General features: G+C 63.3%; 13 protein-coding genes. 2 read left to right on the top strand and 11 right to left on the bottom strand.

Annotation, left to right across the window (positions count from 1 at the left end; translation table 11 throughout):
- Positions 1–5: 5 nt before the first annotated feature.
- The 6 genes from AC6H34_RS03210 to AC6H34_RS03185 all read right to left on the bottom strand — a co-directional run bounded on the left by AC6H34_RS03210 (position 6) and on the right by AC6H34_RS03185 (position 5,861).
- The gene (locus tag AC6H34_RS03210) at positions 6–836 is read right to left on the bottom strand and encodes a carbohydrate ABC transporter permease (protein ID WP_448146184.1); all 831 of its coding nucleotides are present in this window, start codon (positions 834–836) and stop codon (positions 6–8) included.
- A 3-nt stretch (positions 837–839) separates the two neighbouring features.
- Positions 840–1,706 carry a carbohydrate ABC transporter permease gene (locus AC6H34_RS03205; protein ID WP_448146185.1) on the bottom strand — a complete coding sequence of 289 codons (867 nt, stop codon included), beginning with the start codon at positions 1,704–1,706 and terminating at the stop codon, positions 840–842.
- Between the two features lie 134 nt (positions 1,707–1,840).
- Positions 1,841–3,115 carry an ABC transporter substrate-binding protein gene (locus AC6H34_RS03200; RefSeq protein WP_497539844.1) on the bottom strand — a complete coding sequence of 425 codons (1,275 nt, stop codon included), beginning with the start codon at positions 3,113–3,115 and terminating at the stop codon, positions 1,841–1,843.
- A 298-nt stretch (positions 3,116–3,413) separates the two neighbouring features.
- Positions 3,414–4,370, bottom strand: coding sequence for a sugar-binding transcriptional regulator (locus tag AC6H34_RS03195; RefSeq protein WP_448146186.1), 957 nt, complete (start codon positions 4,368–4,370; stop codon positions 3,414–3,416).
- A gap of 196 nt (positions 4,371–4,566) precedes the next feature.
- Positions 4,567–5,013, bottom strand: a complete 447-nt coding sequence (locus AC6H34_RS03190; protein WP_448146187.1) for a MarR family winged helix-turn-helix transcriptional regulator — start codon at positions 5,011–5,013, stop codon at positions 4,567–4,569.
- Positions 5,014–5,087: 74 nt separating this feature from the next.
- Positions 5,088–5,861, bottom strand: a complete 774-nt coding sequence (locus AC6H34_RS03185; protein WP_448146188.1) for a ferredoxin--NADP reductase — start codon at positions 5,859–5,861, stop codon at positions 5,088–5,090.
- Positions 5,862–6,291: 430 nt separating this feature from the next.
- Between AC6H34_RS03185 and AC6H34_RS03180 the strand changes: the two genes are divergently transcribed.
- Positions 6,292–7,776: a mannitol dehydrogenase family protein gene (locus AC6H34_RS03180; RefSeq protein ID WP_497537886.1), complete on the top strand. Its 1,485-nt coding sequence runs from the start codon at positions 6,292–6,294 to the stop codon at positions 7,774–7,776.
- 236 nt (positions 7,777–8,012) lie between these two features.
- Here AC6H34_RS03180 and AC6H34_RS03175 read toward each other — a convergent pair whose 3' ends face one another.
- The gene (locus AC6H34_RS03175) at positions 8,013–8,870 is read right to left on the bottom strand and encodes a type 1 glutamine amidotransferase (RefSeq protein WP_497537885.1); all 858 of its coding nucleotides are present in this window, start codon (positions 8,868–8,870) and stop codon (positions 8,013–8,015) included.
- 100 nt (positions 8,871–8,970) lie between these two features.
- On the opposite strand from AC6H34_RS03175, the gene AC6H34_RS03170 reads away from it, so the two are divergent.
- A complete protein-coding gene (locus tag AC6H34_RS03170; RefSeq protein WP_497537884.1) occupies positions 8,971–9,213 on the top strand; it encodes a hypothetical protein in 243 nt (80 codons plus the stop codon).
- Positions 9,214–9,245: 32 nt separating this feature from the next.
- Here AC6H34_RS03170 and AC6H34_RS03165 read toward each other — a convergent pair whose 3' ends face one another.
- The 4 genes from AC6H34_RS03165 to AC6H34_RS03150 all read right to left on the bottom strand — a co-directional run bounded on the left by AC6H34_RS03165 (position 9,246) and on the right by AC6H34_RS03150 (position 16,788).
- Positions 9,246–9,521 (bottom strand): hypothetical protein, encoded by a 276-nt coding sequence (locus AC6H34_RS03165; protein ID WP_497537883.1) that lies wholly within the window; start codon positions 9,519–9,521, stop codon positions 9,246–9,248.
- A gap of 167 nt (positions 9,522–9,688) precedes the next feature.
- Positions 9,689–11,278, bottom strand: coding sequence for a phosphoglycerate dehydrogenase (gene serA / locus AC6H34_RS03160; RefSeq protein WP_497537882.1), 1,590 nt, complete (start codon positions 11,276–11,278; stop codon positions 9,689–9,691).
- Between the two features lie 63 nt (positions 11,279–11,341).
- Positions 11,342–12,538, bottom strand: a complete 1,197-nt coding sequence (locus AC6H34_RS03155; RefSeq protein WP_497537881.1) for a phosphoserine transaminase — start codon at positions 12,536–12,538, stop codon at positions 11,342–11,344.
- A gap of 404 nt (positions 12,539–12,942) precedes the next feature.
- Positions 12,943–16,788, bottom strand: coding sequence for an autotransporter outer membrane beta-barrel domain-containing protein (locus tag AC6H34_RS03150; RefSeq protein WP_497537880.1), 3,846 nt, complete (start codon positions 16,786–16,788; stop codon positions 12,943–12,945).
- Between the last annotated feature and the right edge of the window lie 3 nt (positions 16,789–16,791).

Raw genomic sequence — 16,791 nt, 5'->3', positions numbered from 1 at the left:
TTTCATCATTTCACTGCGCCGAAAGTCAGGCCGCGGACAAGCTGCTTCTGGGAGAACCAGCCAAGGATCACGATCGGCAGAATGGCGAGTGTCGACGCTGCTGACAAGGTCGCCCAGAAAAGACCCATCTTGGCGGAATAGCCCGCGATGAACTGCGGCAGGGGAGCGGCGTCGAAAGTGGTGAGATTCAGCGTCCAGAACGCTTCGTTCCAGGCCAGAATCGTGTTGAGAAGCAGCGTCGAGGCAATGCCCGGCACGGCCATCGGCGTCAGCACGTAGACGATCTCGCGCCAGAGCGAAGCACCGTCCATGCGTGCCGCTTCGAGGATTTCACCGGGAATCTCCTTGAAATAGGTGTAGAGCATCCACACCACGATCGGCAGGTTGATCAGGAACAGCACCACCATCACGGCCCAGCGGCTGTCGAGCAGACCCCAGGCGTTGAAGGTCAGAAAGAGGGGCATCAGGGCACCGACCGCCGGCATCATCTTGGTGGAAAGCATCCACATCAGAAGATCCTTGGTCTTCTTGCCCGGCGCGAAAGCCATGGCCCAGGCGGCGGGAACGGCGAAGATCAGGCCGAGGAGGGTGGAGCCGAGCGAAAGGAAGATCGAGTTGAGCGCCGCCCGGATATAATTCGATTCGTTGAAGATGTTCCGATAGTTCTCCAGCGTCCATGTGAAGAAGATGAACTTCGGCGGCAGGATGCCGGCCTCTCCTTCCGTCTTGAAGCTGGTGATTACCATCCAGAGGATTGGAAAGAAGATCAGAAAGCCGACGAGCCAGGCGGCCGCGGTGACGATGGTCTTGCGTCGGGTCGAGACTGCGCGCGCCATTTCTCAAGCCTCCAGATTCTTGCCGATCATGCGGATGAGGAAGAAGGCGACGATGTTCGCCAGCACGACCGCGACGAGCGCCCCGGCGGAAGCCGAGCCGATATCATGGTCGCCCGCCTCGGTGAGGTAGACCAGGAAGGGCAGGTTGGCCGTGCCCAGGCTGCCGTTGGTGGTCACCTTGATCTCGGCGAAGATGTTGAGGAGGAAGATCGTCTCGATGAGGATCACCACCGTGATGGCGCGCGAGAGGTGCGGCAGCACGATGTAGAAGAAGTAGGAGAGCGGCTTGGCGCCGTCGAGCTGGGAGGCTTCCTTCTGCTCTTCGTCGAGGGACTGGATCGCGGTGAGCAGGATCAGCGTGGCGAAGGGCAGCCACTGCCAGGCGACGATGATGATGATCGACAGCAGCGGGTAATTGGTGAACCAGACGACCACGGGCAGGTGGAGCACCTGCGATACCCAGGTCAATATGCCGCCGTCGGCATTCATGAACAGGTTTTTCCAGATCAGCGCCGCCACGGTCGGCATCACGAAGAAGGGAGCCAGCACCATGAGCCGCACGATGCTCTGGCCCACGAAGGGCTGGTCCATCAGCAGCGCGATCAGGATTCCGCCGACGACGGTGATGACCAGGACGCTGAGCACGATCTCGAGCGAGACCACGAAGGACTTGATGAAGGCGGGATCGGTCAGGAAGAACTTGTAGTTGGCGAAGCTGTTCCAGTAGAAGTTCGTCGGATCGTCGAGCGTATAGTTGTTGAGCGAATACCAGATCGTCAGCACGAGCGGGACGATCATCCACAAGAAGAGCATCAACACTGAAGGTGCGACGGCCACCCTCGCGAGAACGCGGGTCTGCTGCGTTGCCATCCTAGGTCCTCCCCACAGACCGAAACCTTGGGCGATTTCTGTTTGATATTGAAAGAGGCTGCCCCGGCTGTGAGAGAGACGCGGGGCAGCCCAGTGTCAGGAAGGTCAGAAATTGGCCGTCCTGGGAGGAAGTCTTACTTGATGTAACCGGCCTTGGTCATGGTCCGGGTCACGTCGGTCTGCGCCTGCGACAGGGCGTCGTCGATCGAGGTCGAGCCGGCCAGGGCCGAGGAGAACAGGCCGCCGACGCGGGTGCCCATGCCCTGGAACTCGGGAATGGCGACGAACTGCACGCCGACATAGGGAACCGGCTTCACGGTCGGATGGGTCGGGTCAGCCGACATGATGGAGTCGAGCGTCAGCTGGGCGAAGGGTGCAGCCTTCTTGTAGTCCGCATTGTCGTAGAGCGAGGTGCGCGTGCCGGGAGGGGCGGAAGCCCAGTTGTTCTCCGTCTTGGCGACGAGCGCGGCATAGTCCTTGTTGGTCGCCCAGGCGATGAACTTCTCGGCGGCTTCCGTCTTCTGCGAGCCGGCGGGAACGGCGAGCGCCCACGACCACAGCCAGTTGGCGTTCTTGCCCAGGCCCGTATTCGGAGCCAGCGCGAAGCCGACCTTGTCGGAGATGGTCGACTGCTTGGGGTCCGTCACGAAGCCGGCGGCCACGGTGGCATCGATCCACATCGCACACTTGCCCTGGTTGAACAGGGTCAGGTTTTCGTTGAAGCCGTTGGACGATGCATCCGGCGGGCCGGCTTCCTTGAGAAGGTTCACGTAGAAGGTGAGCGTGTTCTTCCACTCGGGGGAGTCGAACTGTGGCTTCCAGTTCTCATCGAACCAGCGTGCGCCGAAGGAATTGGACATGGCGGTCAGGAATGCCATGTTCTCGCCCCAGCCGGCCTTGCCGCGCAGGCAGATGCCATAGGTGTCGGAGGTCTTGAGCTTCTTGGCGGCATCGGCCACGAAATCCCATGTGGGGCTTTCGGGCATCTTCAGGCCGGCCTTCTCGAACAGGTCCTTGCGATACATGATCATCGACGACTCGCCGTAGAACGGCGCGGCATAGAGCTTGCCGTCCAGAGACAGGCCGTCGCGGATCGGCTTGATCAGGTCATCGACGTCATAGTTGTCGCCGAGCTTGTCGAGCGAGACCAGCCAGCCCTTCTTGGCCCAGATCGGAACCTCGTAGGTGCCGATCGTGAGGACGTCGAACTGACCGGCCTTGGTGGCGATGTCCTGCGTGACCTTCTCACGCAGCGCATTCTCCTCGAGCGTGACCCAGTTGAGGGTGATGTCAGGATTGGCTTTCGTGAACTCGGACGAAAGCTTCTGCATCCGGACCATGTCGCCATTGTTGACGGTGGCGATCGTCAGCGTTTCGGCCGAAGCGAACGAAACGCTGCAGGCGAGCATGCCTGCCAGCGCAATTAGGGTTTTTGCAGTCTTCACCAAAACCTCCCGTGAGAAAATGCAATGCCATTTATCGGCTTATTGGGCATTGAGCAGACGCCCAAGACGCGGGCATGTTCTCAACGGCGCGACAGATTGTCAAGCGGGCGTGCGTAACAACATTGTATGCAGTGCAGCAAATTCCGGGCAGTCCTGGGACGGGTGGGCACGGCGGCTGCGTGGCCGGCGAGGAGACAGGCTTCGGCCTCTCCGAAAAAGGCGGGCGCGGCCGTTGAGTCAGAAAGGCAGCCCGGAGGAAACGTCAGGGCTGTTCCAGCAGGGCGGCGGCCGTCTGCTCGTCGGTGATCAAGCCGGAAAGGAGATCTCCCTTGAGCGCGGCGCGGATCGGCATGATCTTCCGCTGTCCGGCGGCGACGCCGACCACCGGAACAAAGCGCGCCAGGCGATCCGGACGGAAGCCGGGCAGGCGGTCGGTATAGTCGTTCTGCAGGATGCGGCCATCCTTGTCGTAAGGCCAGGCGGCGATTTCGCCGATGGCGCCATTCTCGATGAGGTAGCGCATCTCGGACTCGAGCACGAAGCCGTCCTGCTGGATCGGAGATCCCCATGTGACGTCGCTGACGCCGACATAGACGGCGCGCGCGGTTTCCACCATTTCGCGTAGAAGCTTATGAACGGGCTGGCTTTTCAGCGCTTCGCAATGCTCCACGGTGGCCGCGAGAACCGGCATCTGCAACGGGTAGCATTTCGCGCCCAGCTTGTCGGCGAGGCGCATCGCGATCTCGAAGGGGCTGACGCAGCCGTCGCGCGCGGCATTGCCGACGATCGACACCATCTTCAATTCCGGGCGCGAGCGGGCGGATACCTCCTTGACCATCCGCAGCAGGGTGCGGCCGGTGGAAAAGCCGAAGACACCGGAGCCGCGCTGGCCGAACTGGGTCTCCAGGATCTGCGCGGCGGCCAGGCCGACCGCTCCGAGAGGGTCATGAAGCCCGTTCGGAACCACCTCGCAGATCGACAGGCCGTAACGTGAGCGCAATTGCTGGGCCAGTGCGGTGCACTCGGCAACGGGGCTCTGGATACGGAACTCGATCACCCGTTCGGATACGGCCAGTGCGATCAGGCGCTGCACGCTTTGGCGGGAAATGTCGAACTGGGAGGCGATTTCATCCTGCGTCGCACCATCGATGTAGTAGAGCCAGGCCGCCCTGGTTGCGAGGTCGAGCTTGCGGCTTTGCAGGTCGCCCAGGTCGCTCATTTCGTTCCACCCTCGTGAGTATTTGCCCAGGTCGTACGCGAACGCCCAGTTTCTATCTCTAGAATGCATTCATCGGAGCACAGCGCAAGCGGAGGAATGGCGTAGGCAATCGATTTATTTCCGCTCTCGCGCGATGCGCCCGCCTCTCCCCCAAGACGGGGGCCGCGGTGTGGCTGCCCGCTTTTGCCGGGCGTGATCAGCGCAGCTTTTTCAGGAGGATGAGAAGCGCGTCGCGCTCCGCCTTGTCCAGCGGCGCCAGCGTGAGATGGGAAACCTGCCTGGCCGCGGCGGCGAGGCGGGCGTAGAGGTCTCGTCCGTCGTCGGACAGGAAGAGCACGAGGCGGCGGCGGTCTTCCGCATCGGGCCTGGTCTCGATCAGGCCGCGCCGGGTCAGCCTCTCGACCACGCCCTTGACGGTCGCCACGTCCATGGAGGTCAGCCGGCCCAGCATGTTCTGGCTGCAGGTGCCGAGTTCGGCGAGCTTGGCAAGCACGGCCCACTGCATCGGCGTCAGGTCCTCGCCAAGCTGGTCGGCGAAGAGGGCCGCGTGCCGCTGGTAGACCTGGCGCAGGATGAAACCGACCTGATCATCCAGAACATAGTCCGTTGCAATGTCGGGCAACTTGATGTCGAGGTCAGCCACGTTGTATTCCGCAACAGAAACCCGCCGGAATCGCCGGCAGCACTTCGATCTTCTTGCGGCGAAGCTAGCCTGCGCTAGCGATCGACGAAAGCCTTTTCGATAACGAAATCACCAGGCTCGCCCTGGTTTCCCTCCACCGCGCCGCGTTCTTCGAGCAATGTCTTCAGGTCGCGGAGCATTTCCGGGCTGCCGCAGATCATCACGCGGTCCTGGGCGACGTCCAGCACGGGCAGCCCGATATCCTCGAACAGCTTTTCGGACTTGATGAGGTCCGTGATGCGGCCGGTGTTGCGGAAGGCTTCACGCGTCACGGTGGGATAGTAGATGAGCTGTTCGCGAACGCTCTCGCCCAAGAACTCATGCTCCGGCAATTCATGCGTGATGCGCTCGCCATAGGCGAGTTCCTGTACATGTCGGCAGCCGTGGATCAGCACGATCTTCTCAAAGCGCGCGTAAGTCTCGGGATCCTTGATCAGGCTCATGAAGGGAGCCAGGCCGGTTCCGGTACCGACGAGGTAGAGGTGGCGGCCCGGCTTGAGATTGTCGAGGAGGAGGGTACCCGTGGCCTTGCGGCCGACGATGATGCTGTCGCCTTCCCGCAGGTGCTGCAGGCGCGAGGTCAGCGGGCCATCCGGCACCTTGATGGAAAAGAATTCCAGCGTGTCCTCGTGGTTGGCACTGACGAGGCTGTAGGCACGCAGCAGGGGGCGCCCGTTCACCGGCAGACCGATCATGGTGAACTGGCCGTTCTCGAAGCGAAAGCCGGGGTCGCGCGTGGTGGTGAAACTGAAAAGGGTATCTGTCCAGTGGTGGACGCTGAGGACCTTTTCCTCGTTGAAATTACTCATGCTGGCTGCCTCGCCGCTCGCTCGTCTCTTGTCTCGCAGTGGAGATATACGCAAATAATTTGGCAATCAAATAAATAAACGTGGATTTGCGTGAATTAGAACCAATCCACGTTTGCCGCTTCGTTTCATAGCAGAAATTCGTTTGTGTACAAACGAGTTTACGAGCCGATTCTCGGCGAGCCTGGAACAAGCTCTTGCAAAACGGCCGAAAGAAGGAGCATCTAGGAATGCCTGTGGGCCGAGCCCCAAGGTAAGCGACATGGCTATAAGCCATGCGTCATGATCCGCAATGCCGGCGACAGGAGGGGCAGCTCCTTTCCCGGCAGCGGAAGAATCACTGAAACGGAGAGGCTGCGGCCGGTTTTCGCCGGTTTCGCTTGGCCTCGTGACCCTTGTCGGCTTGCCGGCACCTGTCATCATGGAGACTACCTTGAAGAAGCTTTCCCAACTGTCCCTTGGAAGCCTCGACGCTTCGATCGCCATTCCCAAATATGATCGCTCCGCCGTTCGTCCCGGCATCGTCCATTTTGGGCTGGGCAATTTTCACCGCGTGCATCAGGCTGTCTATGTCGACCGCTGCCTCCACATGCCCGGCAACGAGGGCTGGGGCATTTGCGGTGTCGAACTCATCGACAATCCCGGCACGCAAGCTAAGGCAGAGGCCTATCGAAGCCAGGATTGCCTCTACACGGTGACCGAATATGCTCCGGACGGCTCGGCCTCGACCCGCGTGATCGGCGCCATGGTAGACTATCTGCACGCACCGGCCGACCCCGAGGCGGTGCTGGCGCGGCTTGCCAATCCCGATACCAGGATCGTCTCCCTCACGATCACGGAAGGCGGCTACAACCTCGACGAGACGACCGGCGTCTTCAAGCTCGACACACCCGATGTGGCACATGACCTTGCCGGTGGTCCGCTTCGGACTGCCTTCGGTTTTATCGCGGAGGGGTTGCGGCGGCGCCGCGAGCAGGGGATCGCCCCCTACACCGTGATGTCGTGCGACAACCTGCGCCACAACGGAGACACCGCGCGCAAGGCCATCGTGTCCTTCGCCAAGGGCAGGGATGCCGAGCTTGGTGCCTGGATCGATGCGAATGTGGATTTCCCCAATTCGATGGTCGACCGTATTGCGCCGCAGATTCCGCCGGCCGTCCGCGACCGGCTGAACCAGCGCAGCGGTATCGACGATGCCGTGCCGGCTCTTGGCGAAACGTTCATCCAGTGGGTTCTCGAGGATGATTTCCGGGCGGGTCGCCCGCCTTTCGACGCGGTCGGCGTCGAGATGCGCGACGACGTGCCGGCCTTCGAGTTCATGAAGGGCCGCATGCTCAACGCTTCCCACATCCTGCTGGCAATGCCCGGCATTACGATGGGCCATCGGATCGTGCATGAGGCGCTGGCCGACGAGCGCCTCTATCGCCTGCTCGATACCTTCCTCGACCGCGACGCCATTCCCCGCATCGAGGGTCCGAAGGGCGTATCGCTCGAAGCCTACAAGAAGGCCGTGCTGGAGCGATTCTCCAACCCGGCGATCAACGATCAACTGCTGCGCATCGCCTTCGACACCTCGGCCAAGATCCCGGTCTTCCATTCGAGGACGCTGGAAATGCTGCTCGCTGATGGCGGAGATCTTCGCCGCGAGGCGTTCTTCCTCGCCTGCTTCGGCGCCTATCTCACTGGCAAGGACGACAAGGGCGATGCCTTCGAGGTCGTCGAGCCTCGCCTGAGCGAGGGGGATTGGGCGCTCCTGCGCAGCGGCAATCCGATTGATCTGTTGCGCACCAGCCCCTTCGAGAAGCTCGGCCTGGCCGATCACGAGGCTTTTGCCAAGGCCTATGGCGGCTATGTGGCGGCAATCCAGGCGACATCGGTGGGCCAGACCCTCGAGGTGCTGCTGGCGGAGACGGCATAGGCGGGCAGCCGGCTTCAGGAGCGATCTGCGGCTTTGCTACAGAGCAAAATGCGGTCAGGCCGGACCACTCGTCCAGCTGAACGCAGGGGAATCACAGGCATTCTGCGATTTGTAGCGATTCCGGATGAAAGTGAAACGCGCGAGACGCCATAATGCAGAAAGGCGCTGCCGATGTCGCAGCGCCTTTCTCTTTGTGGGTACCATTCCAACGGCGGAGTGGAAGTCCGTGCTCCCCCCTAAGCCCGTCCGCGTTCGGAAATCACCGGCTTCACACGCAGTTCGATGAAGTTCTCGATCTCCTTGAGGCGGCGCTTGGGATCCAGGATGTCGGGACCGATGCCATAGCGCCAGGAGATGTCGGTGCGGCGCCTGTCGGCAACGAGAGCCTCGAGGTCGCCGAGATAGCGATCGATCGTGTCCCCATCGCGGAAGAAGCCTTCGGAGAGCAGGGTCGGCTTGTAGCGGCGGAGGATCGCGGTCAGTTCGTTCAGGGAGAACTCGGGATGGTACTGGATGCCCCAGAAACGTCCGCCGTCGTAGCTGATGTCTACCGCCTGCACGTCGCTGACGGCATTCGAAGCAAGCACGATCGCGCCTTCCGGCAGAGCCTCGACCTCGTCGCCATGCACGCAAGGGCTGGTGAAGATCGGCGCCTTGCCGTTGTAGAGAGGGTGGTTGCCCCCCTCCGGCGTCAGCGTGATATCGCGGGCGATGCCCACTTCCCGTCCCCTGGGGTTGACACGCACGGAACCCCCTGCCGCCACGGTGGCGACCTGCAGTCCCCAGCATGAGCCGAAGAAGGGCGTACCGGACTTGTAGACCTCGCGGGCAAGCTCGACCTGCCGCATCGATTCGGGCTCGACTTTCCAGATGTTTAGGCCCGAGCCGGTGATCACCACGCCGTCATAGCTCTGGAGACCGGCCGAATCGGGCAGGTTGGCGCCTTCGTCGGCCGGCAGGGCGATATCGCACACCGCATCGGGCGCGAGGCTCTTCAGCACGGCCGCATAGGATTCGGACGGGGTCAGACCATAGGTCGCGCGGTGGCGTTCACGCGCAGCACGCACATTGCCTTCAACGACGAGGAGACGCATCGCTCACCTGAAATCATACTAAGCTGTGGAAGGCTTTAGCAGCCCGCTCCACCGCGGAAAAGAGTAATGCTCCATACGAGATAGGCAAGGACACGTGAAAATGAAGCGTTTGGTATCGATCTTGTTCGGGGGGCTGGTGGCTGTGGTCGCTGTGGTCGGATATCAGTGGTACGGCTATATCGCCAACACGGACACGCCCTTCGACGAGGTCGGCATCGACCTCAACAACATGATGCCCGGCCCGGTGCGCGACTATGGCTGCCGCCGGCTGAAGGAGACGTTCGGCGCCAAGACACTTCCGCCCTATGGCTGCGCGGACGGGACGGGAAGGGGATGGAAATAGGGCGGTTGATAGCCCCCATCCCGGAAATGTCATCAGGGAAAAGAGACCACGACCTCGATTAGGCCGATGATGGCCGCATTGAAAGCAGGGAGATCCTCGGCGGGGATCCAGTATTCCTGATGGTCACGGCCGCCCGCATCCTGGATCGGATAGGCATCGAGATAGGCCTTGTCGACGGCGAACCGTGTGACGAAGCCGGCGCCGCTTGCCGGCACGTTCCAGTCTCGGGCGATCTTGACTGCGTAGGCTTCGGAGGTGACGGGATAGAATATCGGCTGGTCCGGCAGGCGCGGAGGAAATGCCCTCATGCCGTTGGTCCTGATTAGTTTCAGTTCCTGCGGCCCGACGGGCCGCCACAAGATCACACCACTCACGTCTACCCCCGAGGGAAACGCGTGTTCCGCCTGATGCCATGGGCACGAGAAGCGGGGCGCCTGCGGTCCCAGGAAGGACACAGGCGCCACGCCGAGGTTTTTCAGAACGTCAGCGCCTTCACCTGCACCACGTTGGGGATCGTGTTGATCTCCTTGAGCAGCGGATCGCTCACCACCTGATCGATGCCGACGAGCGCGATGGCGTTGCCGCCCTCGAAGTCACGGCCGAACTGCATATGGGCGATGTTGATACCGTTCTCGCCGAGCAGCGTGCCGATGCGGCCGATGAAGCCGGGACGGTCGTGGTTGGTGATGTAGAGCATGCGGGGCAGCAGGTCCGCCTCCACATTGATGCCCTTGATCTGCACGATGCGCGGCTTGGTGCCGGCAATGATGGTACCGGCCACGGCGCGGGTGAGGTTCTCCGTCTGGACCTCCAGCGTGATCAGCGAATCATGGTCGCCGGTCTTCTCGCGGGTGGTCTCCTCGATCACGATGCCGCGCTCGCGCGCCACGCTCGGAGCCGCGACGATGTTGATGTCCGCCAGCATCGGACGCAGCAGGCCGGCCACGGCGGCGCTGGTCAGCGCCTTGATTTTCATGCGGGAGACGTCGCCCTCATAGATGATCCGCACCGTCTTGATGTCGGTCTCGGTCAGCTGGCCGGCGAAGGAGCCGAGCTTTTCGGCGAGCGAGATGAAGGGCTTGAGGCGCGGGGCTTCCTCGGCCGTGATCGAGGGGAAGTTCACGGCGTTGGAGATGGCGCCGCGCAGCAGATAGTCGGACATCTGTTCGGCGACCTGCAGGGCGACATTCTCCTGGGCCTCGGTGGTGGAGGCACCGAGATGCGGGGTGCATACCACGTTCGGCAGGCCGAACAGGGGATTGGAGGTAGCCGGCTCCTCGACGAAGACGTCGAGCGCCGCACCGGCGATGTGTCCGGCCTTCAGGAGTTCGGCGAGCGCCTCTTCGTCCAGCAGGCCGCCACGGGCGCAGTTGATGATGCGTACGCCCTTACGCGTCTTGGCCAGTGCCTCGCGGGAAAGGATATTCCGCGTCTGCGGCGTCATCGGCGTATGCAGCGTGATGAATTCCGCGCGGGCGAGGAGATCGTCGAGTTCCACCTTCTCGACGCCCAGTTCGAGCGCGCGTTCGGCACTGAGGAAGGGGTCGAAGGCGATGACGCGCATCTTGAGGCCTACCGCGCGGTCCGCGACGATCGAGCCGATATTGCCGCAGCCGATGATGCCGAGCACCTTGCCGGTGATCTCGACGCCCATGAAGCGGTTCTTCTCCCACTTGCCGGCCTGGGTGGAGGCGTCGGCGGCGGGAATCTCGCGAGCCAGCGCGAACATCATCGCGATGGCATGCTCGGCGGTCGTGATGGAGTTGCCGAAGGGCGTGTTCATCACGATGACGCCGCGCGCCGTGGCAGCGGGAATGTCGACATTGTCGACGCCGATGCCGGCTCGGCCGACGACCTTGAGATTGGTCGCCTTGGCGAGGATGGCGGAGGTGACCTTGGTGGCCGAGCGGATGGCGAGGCCGTCATAGTTGCCGATGATCTCGGCCAGCTTGTCCTTGTCCTTGCCGAGATTGGGCTGGAAATCGACGTCGATGCCGCGATCCTTGAAGATCTGGACGGCGGCAGGGGACAGGGCGTCGGAGATGAGGACCTTGGGGGCGGGCATGGGCAGCTCCTGGGAGCGCGGACGTCGCGTCCGCTTTTGAAAACAGTATGTACCAGGGAAGAGTCAGCCGAGCGTGGCGATGGCCTTCTGGAACGACCATTCCAGCCAGGGCATCAGGGCCTCGACGTCCGAGGTCTCAACGGTGGCGCCGCACCAGATGCGCAGGCCAGGCGGGGCATCGCGATAGGAGGCGATGTCGAGGCCCGCCTTCTCCGCCTCGATGGCCGAAGACAGCGCCTTGGCGAAGGCCGCCTGCCCCTCGGGCGGAAGCGCGGCGACGCGCTCGTCGACCACCTTGAGGCAGACCGAGGTGTTTGAGCGGGTGGCCGGATCCTTGGCGAGGAAGTCGATCCAGGGCGTCGCCGCGACGAAGCGCTCGACGGCGGCGAGATTGGCATCGGCACGTGCGATCAGCCCGTCGAGGCTGCCCACGGCCTTGGCCCAGTTCAGGGCGTCGAGATAATCCTCTACGCAGAGCATGGACGGGGTGTTGATGGTCTCGCCCTTGAAGATGCCCTCGATCAGCTTGCCGCCCTTGGTGAGGCGGAAGATCTTCGGCAGCGGCCAGGCCGGCGTATAGGTTTCCAGCCGCTCGACCGCGCGGGGCGAAAGGATGAGCATGCCATGCGCCGCCTCGCCGCCCAGCACCTTCTGCCAGGAGAAGGTGACGACGTCGAGCTTGGGCCAGTCGAGACGCTGGGCGAAGGCCGCCGAAGTGGCGTCGCAGATCGCCAGGCCTTCGCGGTCGGCGGGGATCCAGTCGGCGTTCTGGACGCGCACGCCCGAGGTGGTGCCGTTCCAGGTAAAGACGATGTCGCGGGTCTTGGCATCGACCTCGGTGAAGTCGACGAGGTCGCCATAGCCTGCCTTGAACACGCGAGCGTCCGCAAGCTTGAGCTGCTTGACGACATCGGTGACCCATTCGGCGCCGAAGGATTCCCAGGCCAGCATGTCCACGCCGCGGGCGCCGAGCAGCGACCACAGCGCCATCTCGACGGCGCCCGTATCGGAGGCCGGCACAATGCCGATGCGATAGTCCGAGGGTACGCCCAGAACCTCGCGCGTCAGCTCGATAGCCTGTTCGAGCTTGGTCTTGCCGATCTTCGCACGATGCGAACGGCCCAGCGCTGCGGATTTAAGAGCTTCGGGATTCCAGCCGGGGCGCTTGGCGCAGGGGCCGGAAGAAAAATTCACCACAGCGGGCTTCACTGCAGGCGTCGTCGCAACAGCGGTCTGTGCCGCCGGCATAGGTATAGTCATCGCGATGTCTCCATCCTCGCAGATGGGCGTCCCTCGTTGGGGAGGGATGTCCCGCCGTCCGTATGCCTCGGAGGAGGGGATGACGTCAAGAGACATTCGATGGTCGGTTGCAGGAAATTTTTGAAGGCGCGGCCGTCGTCCGTTGGATTCCAAGCTCAAGCCTTCCTGCCTAGAGATCGGTCACCGGGACGATCATTCCCGGCCGTCTCCTTCCGGGGGGCGGCCGGGATCTCTTGCGACGCCGGCATTCCCTCGCGGTGTCTGCGGCTCGCCGGGGATGACAGTTTCTTCATCATTCCCTTCGCCGCGCCGCGCTGCCCGGCGAGTAGCAGGTCATCACGTTCTTCGCATCGGTAGCGATGCCGCCCGGACTGCTCGCCGGGCGGCATGCTCGTTCGGCGGGATCACCACCTGTAGCGCAGGCCTGCCGTGCCCCTGAGGCTGTAGTTGGAGCCGGAGCCGGAGAGCGCGGTGGCGTAGTCCGCCTCGCCATAGACGCTCCAGTTGTCGTTCCAGGCATAGGTACCGCCGGCGCCGATCTCGCCCCACAGCCGCTTGTCCTGCTGCTCCAGGGACGTGCCGGCTACCACCACGCTGGTGTCCTTGAGGAAGCCGTAGCTCAGGTTGGCAATGCCGTAGATCTGCAGGCGGTCTGTCTTGCCCTCGCCGTTTTTCCAGCTCGCGTTGTTCTCCACCCGCAGGCCCAGCCGGCCCCGCAGGCTGTCACCGTCGCCCAGCGTCACGCGGGAGCTGTTGATGTCCGTGAAACTGTCGAAGTCGACATGGGTATAGGCAAGCTGGGCCTGCGGCACCACCGACCAGCCTGAGCCCAGCTCGAAGCGCTTGCCGATCTCCAGGCTGGCCGTACCCGACCAGCCCTGGTTGTCGCCGCCGGCCTTGTTGGACAGGCTGGACTCGTAGAAGGTGAGCTGGCCGACCGCGTCGGCATAGAGGCCGTCGGCGCCAAGCCAGGTCAGGTTGCCGCCGAGGCCGTAGCCGGTGGTCGTGATCTTGCCGCTGCGGGCCGCTCCCGTGGCCGGATCGCGCGAAACGTCGATATCGGCGTGCGAGGTGCCCACCATGGCATAGGCGCCGACGGTCAGGTCGCCCGCGCCTGTCTCGTAGGCCGTGCCCTCGTAGCCGGCCTGCAGGAAGCCGAGCGAAAGGGTATAGGGCGTGCCCGACTTGGGATCGATCGACGTATATTGCCCGCCGATGCGCCCCCAGGCACCCTGGCCATAGATCACGGGGCCGGTAGCGGCATACTTCATGACCTGGCTGGAGGGCAGGTCCGCCGCGACCTGCGGCGTGCCGTTCGGCCAAATGCGGTTGCCGGTCCTCTGCTGCAGGGTGCCGAGCGTCGCATCGGCGAAGTTGACCAGGATGTCGGCATAGGGCAGCGCCGTCTGAGCGGAGGCGTTCGCCTGCCCGGTCGAGCGCAGGTACCAGTTCTGGTCGTCCTTGGTGAGGTCCTGGTAGTAGAGGGCGTAGTCGTAGGCGCCAACGGCGACGGCGCTGGCGAGATGGAAGGCGTCGGCGGTGGAGGTGCCGCCGTTGATTTCCACGACCTCGATGCCGTTGGTCGTCTGCGCGCCGGCGCCGCCGGCATTGCGGATGGCCAGCGTCGTCGAACCGGAGGCATCGCCGTTGATGATGAGGCGATCGGTGGGTGAACCGTCGCCGCCCAGCTGGGTGTCGAGCGAGACGGTGCCCCCGGTGCCGACGAAATTGCCGGCGATGGTCGTCGTGTCGCCGACCACCCCGTTCTGCATCTGGAGAAGGCCGCCATTGGTGAAGGTGCCCAGGCCGCTGAAACTGGTGGCGGTCGGGCCGCTCGCGCCGCTGGCAGCTGCGATGATGGTGCCGCCCGCCTCGTTGTTTACGCTGCTGGAGGTATCGGGGCCGAGCACGTTGGCCCCGCCCGCCGTGTTCCACACGCCGCCCGCCTGGTTGTCGAAGCTGTTGTTGGTGGTGCGGAGGTTCACCGTGCCGGTCACCAGCCCCGTGTTCGCGATGGCGGCGGAGCTTGTACCCTGCGATGCGATCGCCAGCGCGTCCGAGGCACCCGACAGGTTCTGGATCGTGCCGGCATTGGTGATCGTCGCCGCCTGGCCATTCACCGGATAGACCAGGATGCCGGTCGCGCCGCCCTGCACGAGGCCACTCTTCTCCACGTTGATCGCAATCGGTGTGTAGCCGATGGCGGCAATACCGGCGGCGCTGGTGCCCGTGACCGTGCCACCGGCGGTGACCGTCGTCGTGCCCGTGCCCAGGTTGAGGGCTTCGATGCCGTATGCGCCGCCCGTGACGGGTCCGGACGACGTGATCGTCAGGCTCGTCGCGGTATTTTGATTGATGGCTACGATCCCGGCGGTGGATGTGCCTGTGACCGCCCCGGTTGTCGTAATGGTCGTTGCGCCCGTGCCTGCATTGCTGGCGGCGATGCCGGTCTGGCCACCGGTCACAGGGCCGGATGTGGTGATGGTCAAATCGGTTGCCTGCGCGTAGCCAAGGCCACGGGGATCGTAGGCGTTCTGGCTGGTGATACCGGTAGTGCCGCCCGTAACGGCGCCGGTCGCGATGATCGTCGTCGCGCCGCCATCCGTATCCACGGTTCCAATGCCTACCCTGCCGCCGGTGACGGATCCATATGCCTTCACGGTCAGGCCGGCGCCATAAATGTTGCTGGCCGCAATACCATATCCGCTGGCACTGCTGCCGGTTACCGTTCCGGTCGTGGTAACGGTCGTCGTGCCGGACCCGAGGTTTGCAGCATCGATACCGACAGTGCCGCCGGTTACGCTCCCGGAGGCGTAGACCGACAAATCGGTCGTGGTCTTGCCTCCCCCTGCGGCGATGCCGACGCCACCGCCCGTTACCGGACCGGTTGCGGAGATGCTGGTGTAGCCCGTACCCAGGTTCAGGGCGTTGATGCCGGCCCCGACGCTCGTCCCGGTTCCGATCACGGGCCCGGACGCCGTGACCTTCAGGTTGGTGGCGGTGGAGTAAAGCGAACCTGGGGAAGTGGGTGCGTTCCAGGCAAGAATGCCGCCGTATCCGGTCACCGTGCCGGTGGTGGTGACGGTCGTGGCTCCCGTACCCTCGTTATACGCATGAATGCCGTATTGCCCGGCTTGATTTTGGGGGCCGGTCACATCGGCGGCATTGATTGTCAGATCGGTGGCGGTGGTGCCGTTGAGGGCACGTATGCCAGCACCCTTGTAGGATGTGCCGCTACCCGTCACTGCGCCGTTGGTAGTGATGGTCGTCGCACCGGTGCCCTGGTTGTTGGCATAGATGCCGGACCCGAAGCCTGTGGTCGCACCGTTTGTCGTAATGGTCAGATTGCGTGCAGCCGCGCCGTTCTGCGCGAAGATGCCCGCGCCCTTGACGGCAATGGGCCAGTTGGGGGTCGCCGACGTGTAGGAAGAATAGTCACCGTTGCCGGTCGTCGTCCCGCTCGTCGTAATCGAGGTGTCACCTGTGCCTTCGTTGAAGGCGGCGATGCCGGCGATGCCGCCGGTCGTCGTTGCCGAATTGATCGTCAGGTCGGTGGTGCCGACATAGTTGTGAGCCGAGATGCCAGCCAGCTTGCTGCCGACCACATCGCCGGTTGTCGTGATCGTCGTCGCACCCCCGCCGAAACTGCGAACGGCAAGGGCATAGGTGACACCCGTCACATTGTTGGCGTTGATCGTGACGGGACCGCCGGTCGAGCGCAGGAACATTCCGGTGTTGCCGCTGACCGTGCCGGTGCTGGTGATGTTGAGTGCCCCGTTGTAGTTCCACGTCTGGATGCCGAAATTATAACCCGTCATGGCGCCGGATACCGAGCCGACATTGATGGTCGTCCCACCAGCGCCAAAGTTAACGGCCTCGATTCCCACTCTTCCGGTCGAAACGATATCGCCGGTCGAGGTGATGGAAGTTCCGCTCGTTCCGGTGTTGCTCGAATAGATGCCGTAACTGGTTGCCGTGATCGAGCCGCCGGTGCTGTTGTTGAAATTCACACCGTTGGTACCGGAAAGGTAGAAGCCGCCGGCGCCCGAGGTCGCATTGAACGCGCCGGAGGTCGTCACCGTCAGCGGCGAGCCGGAGAGCGAGACCGGGCCGGTCGTTGCGCCCGAGCAGTCATAGGTTCCCGCGCCGCCGGAACAGGCCGCATAGGCGCGCCGGCCATAGCTTGCGAACACCGCCATCACGGCGGTCGTGAGCGCCAGCCTGCCTCTCAATTGCTTGTTGAGCTTCATGAT

It is taken from the genome of Labrys sp. ALF-8 (genome assembly GCF_059699065.1).
Note: the sequence above shows the minus strand (reverse complement) of the source record. Positions and strands in the feature narration are given on the sequence as shown.